Here is a 13,164-nt window from a genome sequence, read left to right on the forward strand (position 1 = left end):
CGCACCCGGTCACCGTGGTGAGCCGCGGCGCACCTGGTTGAACGGCACGCCGCGGTCGGCGGCGAATTCGCGGGGAAAATTCAGCATCCGTTCGCCGATCACGTTGCGCGCCATCTCGGTGGTGCCACCGCCGATGGCAACCGACTGCCGGGCCAGATAGCGCAGGCCGGTCGGCAAGCCTCGCCGGGTTGCCCGACTACGCCGCCGGACCCGGCGATCGCCAACGAGGTATCCATCTCACACATCACCGTTTCGGCATGAAAAAGCCTGATCAGCGTTCCAGCGGCGGGCGGCAACGTGCCGTCGCGGACACTGCGATACACGTGGTCGATCAATTGCTCGCAGACAGCGCGGTGCACCAGCGCGCGCCCGGCCATCTCTCGCACCCGATCGCTGTGCGCCTGGCCTGTGGTCTCCGCGAGTGCGACATAGTCGACCGGCGTCGCGTGACCGCCCTCGCTGCCCGCGCCGACTCCGGGAACGGCTTGCTGGACGGCGCGGTGGATTACGAGAGCATCATCGCCAACAGCTCACCCGAACCGCTACCGGTGCAGCCCTCCCCCGACGATCTCTATGTCGTCTACACGGGAGGCACCACCGGCATGCCGAAGGGGGTGTTGTGGCGCCAGCACGACATCTTCATGACATCGTTCGGCGGCCGCGACCTCTACAGCGGCCAGCCAGTGAACTCCGTCGACGAGATCGTGGCGCGAACGACCGCCGGGCCGGGGACCAAGCTGTTGGTCTTGCCGCCGTTGATTCACGGCGCCGCGCAGTGGACGGTAATGACGGCACTGACCACCGGACAGACGGTCGTATTCGCCTCGGTTGTCGATCATTTGGACCCACGGGACGTGGTGCGCACCATCGAGCGGGAGCGCGTCTCGGTGGTGACCGTAGTCGGCGACGCGATAGCGCGGCCCTTGGTCGCGTCGATCGAGAAGGGCACTGCGGATGTGTCGTCGTTGGTCGCGGTCGCCAACGGCGGTGCGCTGCTGACGCCCGACGTGAAGCAACGGTTGATCGAGGCGCTGCCCAACGCGGTCATCATCGATGGGGTCGGATCCTCGGAGACCGGCGCACAGATGCACCATCTCTCCGCGTCGGGTGCGGTATCGACCGGAACCTTCAACGCCGGCCCGGATACCAATGTGGCTGCCGAGGACTTGTCCGCGATCCTGCCTGCGGGCCACGAGGGAATCGGCTGGCTGGCCCAGCGCGGGTACGTTCCGCTGGGCTACAAGGGCGATGCCGCCAAAACCGCGGCGACATTTCCGGTGATCAACGGCGTCCGCTATACGGTGCCCGGGGATCGCGCCCGCCACCGCGCCGACGGATGCATCGAGTTGCTGGGCCGCGACTCGGCCACCATCAACTCCGGTGGGGAGAAGATCTTCGCCGAGGAGGTCGAGACCGCGATCGCGTCCCATCCCGCGGTCGCCGACGTGGTGGTCGCCGGACGCCCCAGCGAACGCTGGGGCCAGGAAGTCGTCGCCGTGGTCGCGCTCGACCCCGATGCCGCTGCCGATGCCGAAGAACTGGTCGCGCATGCCGTGAAATCGTTGGTGCGGTACAAGCTTCCCAAAGCGATCGTGTTCCGGGCCGGGATCCAACGCAGTCCGTCCGGCAAAGCCGACTACCGATGGGCAAAGGAGCAGGCGGCTGACGGCTAGCCAACCATATTGGCTACTGTAACCATTACAGTACGATCTCCAACAGGTACTAAGCCGCTGGAGAATGCTGGAGATCAGGTGACAAGCCCGGTTCACTCCGTCGCCGGCACCGGCGACCAAGCTGTCAATCCGCGCAACCCCTACCCCTTTTTTGCCCAACAGCGTCGACGCGGCGGCGTATTTCCAGGCACGGTGATGGACTACTCCAAGACGCCCGAGTCCTTGCGGCCGCGACGCGAGTTCTCGGCGATGTCGTTTGCCGCGGTCAACACGGTCTTTCGCGACAGTCGGGCGTTCACCTCCAAGACCTACGACAAAACGATCGGTCTATTCATGGGGCCCACCATCCTGGCGATGGAGGGCAAGCAGCACCGCGACCATCGCAACCTGGTCTCAGCCGCGTTCAAATCCAAAGCTCTGGCTCGCTGGGAGCCAGCCGTCATCCGGCCGATCTGCAACGCGTTGATCGACGATTTCATTGATGCCGGTAGAGCCGAGCTAGTCGGAGATTTCACCTTCGAGTTCCCGACCCGGGTCATCGCCAGGCTGCTCGGACTGCCCGACGAGGACCTCGCGATGTTTCACCAGCGAGCGGTGCAGTTGATCAGCTATATCGTCAACTATCAACTCGCCTTCGAAGCCTCAGCCGCGCTCAAGGAGTACTTTCTCGAGCAGATTGACAGACGTAGGTCCAAACCCAGCGAGGACATCATCGGCGACTTGGTCACCGCAGAGATCGACGGCGAAAAGCTCAGCGAGGAAGCGATCTACTCGTTTCTGTGTCTGCTACTGCCCGCCGGGCTGGAAACCACCTACCGATCCTCGGGCAACCTGCTCTACCTGCTGCTCGCCCATCCGGACCAGTTCATGGCCGTGCGGGCGCACCGTGAACTCATCCCGCAAGCGATCGAGGAAGGCCTGCGCTTCGAGACGCCGCTGACCACCGTGCAGCGATTCACCACCAAAGACACCGAAGTGCAAGGCGTTCCAATTCCGGCCCGTTCGGTGATCGGGGTGTGCATGGGTTCGGCCAATCGCGATGAGCACCGCTGGCAACGGCCAGAAGTGTTCGACATTTTCCGCGAGCGCATCCCGCACATCTCCTTCGCCGCCGGCGAGCACACCTGCTTGGGGCTTCACTTGGCCCGGCTGGAGACTCGGGTCGCGCTCGAATGCCTGCTGGATCGGTTGACCAACATCGATCTGGCCACAGCTGATGATCCGCACATCCACGGCCAGCCCTTCCGTTCGCCGAAAGCCCTTCCGGTGACGTTCGAAGCCGTGCCGACTTGATCAAGGTCATGGCCGGCTACCGGGTCCTCGAGGTAGCGCAGTTCACGTTCGTCCCGGCGGCGGGCGCGATCCTCGCCGACTGGGGAGCAGACGTCATCAAGGTCGAACACCCGAGACGCGGCGACACCCAGCGTGGCTTTCTCAACGTGGGGGGCATCGCACTCGATCCCGAGCGGCACCCGCTGATCGAGCACCCCAACCGGGGCAAACGCAGTGTCGGCATCGACCTCGCCACCTCCGATAGCCAAGACGTGCTGCACGAACTGGCCCGCACTGCCGACGTGTTCTTGACCAACTACTTGCCCAGCGCGCGGCAGAAGAACAAGTTTGACGTGGAACACGTCCGCGGCGCGAACCCGGACATCATTTACGCGCGCGGCACCGCTTATGGCGACAAGGGCGCCGAGCGCGATGTCGGAGGCTATGACGGGACAGCGTTCTGGACCCGCAGCGGCGTGGGACATGCGCTGACCCCTCCCGAATTGGGTGCTCCACTGGCACAAGGAATTCCGGCCTTCGGTGACTCCATCGGCGGGATGAACATCGCGGGCGGCATCTCGGCCGCCCTGTTGCATCGGGAGCGCACCGGGGAAGCGCTGGAGGTCGATGTGTCCTTGCTGAGCACCGCGTGGTGGGCGGCGGGCGCAAGCGTGACTCAAGGCATGGACACCGGTGAGACGATGCGTTCGCGCATGCCGCAATCCGGCGGCATGCCGATGAACCCGTTCATGGGCAACTATCAAACCTCCGACGGCGGCACCATCAACCTCTGCATCCTCAGCCCGACCGGCTACATACGCGACACCTTTGAGCATCTGGGAATCCCCGAGGCCGCTGACGACCCGCGGTTTGGCGAAGCCGAGCAATTGCTACGCAATGCCGATGCGGCCGGAGCATTGATCGCTAGAGCGGTTGCCGCTAGGCCCTTCGAATACTGGCGACAGCGGTTGAAAACGATGAAAGGCCAGTGGGCGCCCTTCCAGAGCCTCATCGAATTGGCCGACGACGAGCAGGCCCTGGCCAATGACATGGTGGCCGAGGTCGACCTCGGTGCGGGCGGCCCACCGTTTCGGGTGGTACGCGGCCCGGTCCAGTTCAACCACGAACCGCTTACCACAACCCGGGCCCCACAGCCCGGCGAACACACCGAAACCGTGCTGCTCGAGCTGGGTATGGATTGGGACCGCATCGATCAGCTCAAGCGATCCGGTGCCATTTCATAACCGGCTACCATCGCAGCCTGTTCACGTTCGGTGCGGGTAACTCGGTTTGCCGAGCCCCAGGACGTGCTGGGCGATCATGTTGCGGAACACCTCGAGCGTGCCGCCGTAAATGCCGACCAGTGGGGCGAAACGGTAGACGTATTCGGCGCCGCCGTCATCGACCGCACCATCGGTCCCGAACGGTAGTGCGGCGGCGCTGCCGAGAATGTCCATCAGATCCGGTGAAATGTCGCGCATCGTCTGGGCAATCGCGACCCGGCCAAAAATGCTCGGGGCGGACAATGCGGCCTCCATCCGGGCGACACTGCGCCCCAACCGATACGCCACCGAAGTGTCGTCGATGGGGCGGCGTCCATCGGGGTCTGGCCGCATCACGCAGCTTGCGGCCCGGTCGACCGCTTCGGCCATGGACCCGGCCTGGTGCATCATGATCGAGGTGTCCTGCAGCCCATCGGGAGCCGCCGCAACCGCGCCGTGCTCGACGTTGAGCGGCTCACGCAGAACCGTCCATCCGCCATTCACCGCACCGAGCCGATATTTGTCGTCTATCCGGACGTCGCTGTAGCAGACGATATTGGTTCGGTCACCGTCGACGGTCCGGATACCCTGAATCTCGATGCCGGCAGAGTCCAGCGGAACCAGAAACATCTTGAGAATCTTATGTTTTCGCGCCTGCGGGTCAGTATTGGTGATCAGGAATACGTACTGGCAGTTGTGCGCTCCAGTGGTGAACATTTTCGATCCGTTGATCAGCCAGCTGTCTCCGTCGCGCAGCGCCCGGGTCTTGCAGGTCGCGACGTCCGAGCCGCCCTCGGGCTCGGTGTACCCCAGACACATGCGGACGTGGCCGCTGAAGACACAGGGGAGCACCTCTTCGACAAGCTCGGGCGAACCGAACTTCGCGACCGAGCGCGCCACCATGGCGGTGGTCCCCCAAGTCACCCACGGCACGTGGGCACGCCGCTTTTCCAGCTCCCAGATGCGCCGCCGCACCCGGCTGAAGCCGCCGTCGGCCTCTGGTTTCCACTCCGCTGCCAAGTAGCCTGCGGCGCCCAACGCCAGATGCAGACCTTCATGGAAGTTGTCACCGGTCTCACGATCGTGCCGGCGAACCTCCTCGGTGACATGGGTGGCCAGGAAGCTACGCGCCGTTTCCCGAAACTCGCGGTCCGCGTCTGAAATCTGCACTCGGGAGAAATCCATCGCCCACTCCTGTCCTAGACTCCCGCGGTCTGTTCCGAACTCTCGCGGCCGGCCACGATCTCGGCAATTCGGCGGGCGGTGACGCCCGGATCACCACCAGCCAGTGCCCATCCCCTGGCCCGTACCAGATATGCGGTCGCAGCGGCCTCCGCCGAAACACCCAGGCCGCCTTGGATGTGCACCGCCATGGTGGCCGCCTTCGCGGCCTCTTCGGCCATGAAGACGAACGCCGAGAGCCCCAACTCCGGCCGCGCTTCGGGTTCGTTGTCCAAGAACCAGGCCGCGCGCCGAGCCAGGTTGCGGCCCCCCTGCACCGTGATGGCCATATTCGCCAGAGGATGTGAGATGGCCTGCAATGTCGATATCGGCACTCCCAGCGTGTAGCGGGTCTTGGCGAACTCTGCCGCAATCTCCATCGTCGCCTCGACCAATCCCACCAGGGCGGCGGCGCTCAATAGTCGCCATTCATCCAGCGCACGTTGGTAATTGGCGAGGGCATCGGGCCCCTGCGCGAGTACCCTGCGCAGATCGGCTGTTCCGGGATCTATCCATGCCATGGGCAATCGGCCGATGTTGTCGACCCGCGCCGGCCGACTGCTGAAGGAGAGCAGCACAATCGCGTCGCCGTCGCGAACGACGATGTGGTCGGCTATCGAGCCCGTCGGGATCAGCCGGGTGCCGTACCCGCTGTCGATGCGGGCGTCGAGTCCGGCAACCCGTTTGCCTTCGGTCACGGCCGCGGTCTCGGCATCCGGCGTCCCAAGGCGGGCTAGCAGTCGGGCCGCGCAGACATGGTCAATCCATGGCACCGGGGCCAGTGCACGACCGATCTCCTCGGCGACCAAGGTGAGGTCGACCAGGGTCGCACCGTCACCGCCCGCGGACTCGGGGACCGCCATCGTGGTAGCGCCCATCGCGCACAGCCGCTCCCATAGGTTCTTGTCGAACCCGGAAGGCTCTGCGGCACGCACGGTTTCAATCGGACAATGGGTCGCAAGAAACTGCCGGTAGGCCGATTGCAGCGCCAAGTGGTCCTCGGACAAGCTGTAGTCCAACCTGCGCAGTTCGAAACGGTTCATCGCCCACTCTCCTCCCCGAAGAAAAATTCTTGCGCGTTGTTGTAGAGGTAGTTGGCCAACACGTCGGCGGGCAGATCGAGCGCGCGCGCCTCGGGCACCACCCTGCGCATCCGCAGCACCGGCCAGTCGGAGGCGAAGATCACCTTGTTCTTGCCTCGCGTCCGCATGTAGTGCAGCAGGCTCTCCGGCAGCCGCTTGGGCGACCAAGCCGACGTCATCAGCCGCAAGTTGGAGTACTTGAGCAGCAGCCGGATTGCCACGTCCCACCAAGGATCGGCACCGTGGATCATGCACAGCCGAAGCTCAGGGAATCGCACGCACACCCGGTCAAGATGCATGGGATGCTGCACCTCGCCCGGGATGGGCGGCCCGGGGATCCCGGTGTTGATGCACAGCGCTAGCTCGAGTTCCGCGCACTTGGCGTAGAGCGGGTAGTAGACGGCGTCGCTGGGCGGGTATTGTCCTTCGCCCCAAAAGCTAGGCCCCACCGCGGCATAGGCGACTGGTAGTTCCCCAACGATCGCGGTGAGTTCCCGTAGCGGCCGCACCGGGCGCAGCAGATTGATGCCTCCCATAGCCAGGGCAAAGCGGTCGGGCTTGGCTTGAACAAACTTGCGTGCGGTGATCGAGGGACTGGCCAACGAGTCCATCAGGATCGCTCGTTGTACCCCTTGTTCGTCCATCTCGTCGAGGAGCTGGGCCAGATCAACCGGCGAGAACATCGAGTCGGGGCCCTTGAAGTAGTCGTCGCGGACCTTCAGCATCCAGTTCGGCTGCGCCTCGGCTTCACCGAAGTGCACGTTCACCAGGCAGTCGATCGCCCTGTCAGTCATGCGGATCCCCCCACCGGAAGCTGCTGGGCCGCGGCTTGTTTGGCCCAGCGATAGTTCGGCTTGCCATTGCCAAGACGCTGAATGTGCGACACGAAGATGAAGGCCTTGGGCGCTTTGAAGTGGGCCAGCTTCGCAGTGCACAGGGCATAGAGCGCCCGCTCGTCGCCGGCCAGATCCACCCCGGGGCGCGCCGCGACGAGCTCGACCACTTCCTGCCCCCACCGCTGGCTGGCGCGCCCAACGACCAACGCATCCGCGATGTCGGGATGCCCACGCAGGACTTCCTCGACCTCTTCGACGAAGACCTTCTCACCACCGGTATTGACCACCAACGAATCCCGCCCCAAAAGTCGGATGGTGCCATCGTTCTCGATGGCGGCCCGGTCCCCGGGAATCACGACGCGATGACCCTCGATCTCGGGGAACGTCCGTCGGGTGGCCTCTGGATCGTTGAAGTACCCGAGCGGGATCCGGCCCATCCGGGCCGCCCAACCAATCTCAGCCGTACCGGGCTGCAGGAATCTGCTGCGATCAGCCGACGCGACCGCTCCGCCGAACCTCATCGCGAACGTCTCACTCGCCATGCCATTGCGGCTGTGGCCGAACGCCATATTGCCGGTTTCCGATGATCCATAGCCTTCGATGATCGTGACGTGCGGCAGCCGCTCCATCAGTGCGCGTTTGTACTTGGGGTTTGTTGCCGCGCCACCGGTTCCGATCGCCTGCAGGGCAGATAAGTCATAGGGGTGAGCGCTCAGCTCCGCGACCAGTGGGCCGGCGTAGGCATCGCCCACCATCGTGACCATGCCAACCTTTTCGCGTTCGGCGGTTGCCCACACCGACCGGACATCGAGCTTGGCGCGGTCGTCATACAGCACCACCGGAAACCCGCTGAGGAAACCCGAAAACGCGGTCCACAGGCCCGCCGCGTGCATCAGCGGCGAAACCGCGAACCAAGGTGAGCCACCGAGACGCACCTTCTGACGGATCTCGTCGACGTTGGCGTGATCGGCACCGACCATCGAGGCGACGTACATGTCGCCCTGTCGCCATAGGACTCCCTTGGGCCGACCCGTCGTGCCGCCGGTACACATCATGATCAGATCGTCGGGTGATCCAGTCGGCCGGTAGTTGGGTGCACCGGCGGTCACCACCTCATCCAGTGAGACCGCACCGGGAAGTTCTGCGGCGCCGCTCCCGTCGTCGATGGACACCAGGAGGTCGGCCCCCGCTGCCGGCAGCAGATCAGCGAACCGCGCTCCCAGCGCGCGATGGTAGATGATGCCCCGTGGCCGGACATAGTCCAGCAACTCCGCGATCTCGTGCGGCGAGTAGTGGTGGTTGACGTTGACCGGGACCACGCGTGCCTTCAAGCAACCAATCACCATGTCGGGGTAGAGGTCGTTGTGCATGATCAGCGCAACCCGATCCTGACCGCATTCCCACCGCTGCAGTGTCTCTCGTGCGCGGTGCGCCCCGAACCCCTGTTTGTTGAGGTAGCTTGCCAACCGGCTGGTTCGTTGCGCCGCCTCGGCGAAGCTGGTGCGGCGGGGGCCGCACACGGTCATCGGGCGATCCGGAACGACCTCGGCGATAGCGTCCAGCACGGCGCCGATCGTCCATTCGGTCACGGCCACAACTCCGGAAAACCTAGGCGACCGACGCCACCGTGACACCGAGGAAGTCCAAGGCGTTGTCACGCATGATCTTTTGCACCTCTGCCCGGCTGAATCCGGTTAGCTCTTCGGTGAACGCCAGCGGCGACTCCAGCCCTTCACCGTGTGGCCAGTCCGAGCCGAACAGGATGCGGTCGACCCCGATCCTGTCGGCCAGCACCGTGAGATCTTCCTCGTAGTAGGGCGATATCCAGACATGCTCGCGCAACGCATCGACGGGGTCGTTGGAGAACGAGCGCGGGTGCTGATTGGCTAGTTTCTTCAGACGCTTGGCCAGCCTGTGCACCCATTCGGAGCCGTTCTCGATGCTGGCCACCCGCAGCGTGGGATGACGATCGAAGACCCCGTGGACGATCAACGACGCCATGGTGTCGTGGATGGCGCGGTCGTCGACGAGGATCTTGTCCAGCGGGTCGGGCGGAGCCGCGAAGGGCTCGAAGGTTTCCTTGCCTCCCCACATTCCGGCAATCTCAAGATAGCCACTGTCGCCCAAGTGAAACGCCACCGGAACGTTGGCCTCGGCCAACCGAGCCCAGACCCGGTCGTGCGACCTGTGACCGAGCGACCGGTTCCTGGGGACACCCGGTACCGGTGCCGGACGCACGTGCACCATCCGGGCGCCTCGCTCGAGCACGAATTCGACTTCCTGGAGCGCCTTCTCGGGGTCGGCCAGCGAGATCATGGGTGCCGCGATGATGCGATGGTCCGGCCGGTCGAAACCCCAATCCTCGTCCAGCCACAGATTGAACGCATGCAGCGATGCCGCGGTGGCCTCGATGTCCGCCTTGAGCGCCTCCTCGACTCCGCAGCCGAAGGTCGGGAACATGAAGATCGTCTCGATGCCCTGGCTTTCGACGACGACGACGCGTGCATCCCGGTTCCGGTATTCGGGACGAAGTTCCAGCTTCTCGACCTTCATCAGCGATGCCGGGTCTACGCCGTCGGGTATCTCGCCGCGGAACAGCAGGTCCAGGCAGCCCGGAACGATGATCGGGTCAAATGTCGGGTTGGGGATGAAGCGGTTGACCCGGTCGCCGATTATCACCTGAGTGTGCCGGCCGTCGGTAACCATTTGCACACCGCGTCTGCGGAACTTCTTGTCTAGATGCCGGGTGAACGCGTCCAGGGGCTCGTAGTAGTGGTTGTCGACGTCGATCGCCTTGTAACCCAAGCTGTCCATGATCGTCCTTCCCGCAACGCCGAATCGCTCAGCGTTCCGATGAGGTCAGCGACGGAAACTGCGGTGGCCGCTTCTCCAGGAAGCTGACAATTCCCTCGATGACATCCGGCCTCGGCATCGCTTCACGCAGCAGCACTTCGGCGTGTGAGGTGGCTTCCACGACATCGCGGGTGGCGTCGCCGTAGACCTGGCGCTTGATCACCGCCATCGAAGATGGCGAACAGTAACGGGCGATGTCTTCGGCGTACTCGAGGGCGCGTGGCATCAACTGTTCGGGGGTGACGACTTCCTTGACCAACCCGAGCTGGGCGGCCTCCTCGGCCAGAAAGGTCCGACCGCTCAACAACAGATCGAGCGCGACCGCCCAGCTGGTCAGACGCGGCAAAATCCAGGAGATACCGAACTCTGCGATCAGGCCGCGCCGCGCGAACACCGCCGCGAACTTTGCCCCGGCCGCGGCGAATCGGACATCACACATCAGCGCCTGGGTCAGGCCGATGCCCACACATGGTCCGTTGATCGCGGCGATCACCGGCTTGCGCAGCATGGTCACGAAATGGGGTGGGCGTTCACCAACCAGATCGGCCAGGTTCGCGTCCTTCGCCTTCGCCATAGTCTTGTCGTACCCCGCCGCCGCATCCGCCGACCCAAGATAGGCGCCCGCGCAAAAGCCACGGCCCCGCCCGGTCAGCACGATGACCCTGATACCCGGATCCGCCTCAGCGCGATCGATCGCCGTGTAGAACCCGGCGGCAAGGTCGGGCCCCCAGGCGTTGAGGCGATCGGCCCGATTGAACGTGATGATCGCGACGCCGCCCGGCGTCGCTTCGTAGAGCACTGCGCCTTGCGCATCAGCAGCGCTCATCCGCATCTCCTCACCGCTGCCGGCCGACCGCGACCCCTATACGCATACTGTATACCTATCGGTACCGCATTCTACAACCGCCGCCGCAGGTCACCGTCCTGCAGCGGAACAGCGAATTGTGCCGCACCGGAGGACAACTTATGGCCACCATGCCGATGAACCCGATCCCCCGGCGCCCACGGTCTCGGCGGGCCCGGCCAGACCATCGACTTTGCCCCCTGGACACCTCAGTACAGCGAACCCACACGTGCGCCAGGGGTGTGACCGACTGACGCGCCGACCCAATCCATCGACGTTTGGGGCCACCGCCAGACCCCCACCCCACGTCTTGCCGAACTCATCGGGGTCAAAATCCGCCCCGCCTAGCCCACGGCAACATCACCAAAATCCCGAGTTCACGGCTACTTTTCCGGATCCCTTACGCCACGTCGACCATTGCCATGGTCAATTCTGTTGCACGCAAATAGATTCCATCCGAGGACTCGCCCCGCACAAAAGCTCAGCGCTAGCGCGCGGACCCCGGCACGCGCCACGGTGGCGGCTAATACGGATTGGTCGCGGGCCGGGCCGCGGACCGTTCCAGCACGCCCGGATCGTCCCACGCCCCTTCCGGCCGCAACAACAGATAGGGGTCGCTCGCCAGCGTGATGGCGTCGGACCTCGGCCGTTTCTCGCACATCATTTCCACATATTCATGATCGGAGAAAACAAGTTTGGCCCCTTTCCGCATGGGCTTGAACCCGAACTTCTCCCAAAAGTGCACAAGCCGCACCTGAGCATGGCCGTAGATTGCGGTGAAGCCCTTGCGGTTCGCCACATCAAACGACAACTCAATCATCGTGTTCACGACGTCAGAATTGCGGTACTGCGGGAGCACGCAAACACGTTCAAACTTTGCGAACTCCGCGAACCAGCGTACGCGCATCGTCCCGGCCGGTCGGCCTTCGACAAAACCCAGAATATGAGTGGCACAGAAATCGTTGCCATCAAATTCTTCCTCGTAAGGACATTCTTGCTCCGACATGAACACGGCGGAACGAATCGCAAAAGCTTCTGCCAGGCGATCATGGGTGACAACCACGGAGGCGGACAAGTTCACGGCAATACAGCTCGCACCGAGTTGGACACTCCCACCGCACGCTCGGGACGCTCTACCCGGTAGAGCTGGCCTGCGGATACGCCACCCTGCCCCTGGGCCAGAAAGCCGTAGCCCTGAGCCGCGTTCACGCCGTCCGTCGTTGCGGCGGTCGTGAACATCGGTGCACTCAGGGTTTCCGCACCCGCGGCATTGACGAAAAGCCACGTCACGATGCGCGAAATCCCGCGCACCGTCAGCAACATGACCCAGACGTAAAGTACTGCGGGCTGGGTTCCCGACCCAACGATCAGGCCTAGATCGGGATCACGTCCATCAAATGTGCCAGATTCCAGGCGCTCAAGGCCGGTCTGATTCAAGTGAAGGAAGGCGTATGAGCCGATCAGTTCTGCATCGGCGCGCGTGTCATCACTCGAGCGATAGACGGCCCAAATGCTGTCAGCGTTCTTATTGAAAACACTTTCGAGCACTTCAAAACTCGCGACGTCGCCCACCTCACGCTTGATCAACGCATATAGCTCGGGGAGCTCTTCTCGCGTCGCACGGCGAACCCAAATCGTGCCGATATCGGGGACCGAGCAGCACGGTTCTTCTACGCCCTGCTCCGGTGCATGGTCCAGCAACTTGCCCAGGTTCTTCTCCATCTCGGGGTGCCCTCTCGCAGATCCTGACAGCCTGGCCTGTGTACCAATGCATCTGGACGCAACCCCGATCCGCGGATCAGGAAACGTGCGTCGCCCATTGGCGGGTATAAGGGCAGAGTAGCCGAACTACGGCGAGTCGCCCACCGAAGAATTTGCCGCGGTCGCGGTTGTCAACCTGTTCCGGTCGCCGACGACCACGCGGTCCAGGGCCAACGACCAGATGCTGTCACGCGCTGAGGCATTCGTCACGGATGCGCTGCCGCGACGGCCTCACATCGCCGTTGCGCCGGCGCCCGCCACCGGCGATAAGACGCAACCAATATCGATGAGCTTCCCGCTGCATTGTTGCGCCACAAGAAATTCGGCCCTATCATCCCCGCGCAACACCGCGGGAAGGCG

The 13,164-nt window shown here is 63.9% G+C and carries 12 protein-coding genes; 3 read left to right on the top strand and 9 right to left on the bottom strand.

Going from position 1 to position 13,164, the window contains the following annotated elements; genetic code table 11:
* Nucleotides 1–9 precede the first annotated feature (9 nt).
* Nucleotides 10–177, bottom strand: coding sequence for a hypothetical protein (locus CKW46_RS22190; RefSeq protein WP_153269198.1), 168 nt, complete (start codon nt 175–177; stop codon nt 10–12).
* 80 nt (nt 178–257) lie between these two features.
* Between CKW46_RS22190 and CKW46_RS22195 the strand changes: the two genes are divergently transcribed.
* From CKW46_RS22195 to CKW46_RS22205, 3 genes are all read left to right on the top strand, one after another.
* A complete protein-coding gene (locus CKW46_RS22195) occupies nt 258–1,673 on the top strand; it encodes an AMP-binding protein (RefSeq protein ID WP_117437089.1) in 1,416 nt (471 codons plus the stop codon).
* A gap of 78 nt (nt 1,674–1,751) precedes the next feature.
* Complete coding sequence (locus CKW46_RS22200; RefSeq protein WP_117437088.1) at nt 1,752–2,966, top strand: cytochrome P450; 1,215 nt, start codon at nt 1,752–1,754, stop codon at nt 2,964–2,966.
* Between the two features lie 8 nt (nt 2,967–2,974).
* The gene (locus CKW46_RS22205) at nt 2,975–4,189 is read left to right on the top strand and encodes a CaiB/BaiF CoA transferase family protein (RefSeq protein ID WP_482053460.1); all 1,215 of its coding nucleotides are present in this window, start codon (nt 2,975–2,977) and stop codon (nt 4,187–4,189) included.
* 21 nt (nt 4,190–4,210) lie between these two features.
* On the opposite strand, the gene CKW46_RS22210 is transcribed toward CKW46_RS22205, so the two are convergent.
* The 8 genes from CKW46_RS22210 to CKW46_RS22245 all read right to left on the bottom strand — a co-directional run bounded on the left by CKW46_RS22210 (nt 4,211) and on the right by CKW46_RS22245 (nt 12,765).
* Nucleotides 4,211–5,392 (bottom strand): acyl-CoA dehydrogenase family protein, encoded by a 1,182-nt coding sequence (locus CKW46_RS22210; protein WP_482052409.1) that lies wholly within the window; start codon nt 5,390–5,392, stop codon nt 4,211–4,213.
* Nucleotides 5,393–5,406: 14 nt separating this feature from the next.
* The gene (locus CKW46_RS22215) at nt 5,407–6,471 is read right to left on the bottom strand and encodes an acyl-CoA dehydrogenase family protein (RefSeq protein ID WP_015356641.1); all 1,065 of its coding nucleotides are present in this window, start codon (nt 6,469–6,471) and stop codon (nt 5,407–5,409) included.
* Nucleotides 6,468–7,304, bottom strand: coding sequence for an amidohydrolase family protein (locus CKW46_RS22220; protein ID WP_015356642.1), 837 nt, complete (start codon nt 7,302–7,304; stop codon nt 6,468–6,470). The genes CKW46_RS22215 and CKW46_RS22220 overlap by 4 nt, the downstream gene beginning before the upstream one ends.
* A complete protein-coding gene (locus CKW46_RS22225; protein ID WP_482052410.1) occupies nt 7,301–8,935 on the bottom strand; it encodes an acyl-CoA synthetase in 1,635 nt (544 codons plus the stop codon). Before CKW46_RS22225 ends, CKW46_RS22220 begins: the two co-directional genes overlap by 4 nt.
* Before the next feature lie 19 nt (nt 8,936–8,954).
* Nucleotides 8,955–10,160: an amidohydrolase family protein gene (locus CKW46_RS22230; RefSeq protein WP_117437085.1), complete on the bottom strand. Its 1,206-nt coding sequence runs from the start codon at nt 10,158–10,160 to the stop codon at nt 8,955–8,957.
* A 28-nt stretch (nt 10,161–10,188) separates the two neighbouring features.
* Nucleotides 10,189–11,025, bottom strand: coding sequence for an enoyl-CoA hydratase (locus tag CKW46_RS22235; RefSeq protein ID WP_020786595.1), 837 nt, complete (start codon nt 11,023–11,025; stop codon nt 10,189–10,191).
* A gap of 541 nt (nt 11,026–11,566) precedes the next feature.
* Nucleotides 11,567–12,124 (bottom strand): GNAT family N-acetyltransferase, encoded by a 558-nt coding sequence (locus CKW46_RS22240; RefSeq protein WP_252872571.1) that lies wholly within the window; start codon nt 12,122–12,124, stop codon nt 11,567–11,569.
* Nucleotides 12,121–12,765 (bottom strand): hypothetical protein, encoded by a 645-nt coding sequence (locus CKW46_RS22245; RefSeq protein ID WP_117437083.1) that lies wholly within the window; start codon nt 12,763–12,765, stop codon nt 12,121–12,123. Before CKW46_RS22245 ends, CKW46_RS22240 begins: the two co-directional genes overlap by 4 nt.
* Nucleotides 12,766–13,164 lie beyond the last annotated feature (399 nt).

It is taken from the genome of Mycobacterium liflandii, assembly GCF_022354805.1.
Classification (GTDB): domain Bacteria; phylum Actinomycetota; class Actinomycetes; order Mycobacteriales; family Mycobacteriaceae; genus Mycobacterium; species Mycobacterium marinum.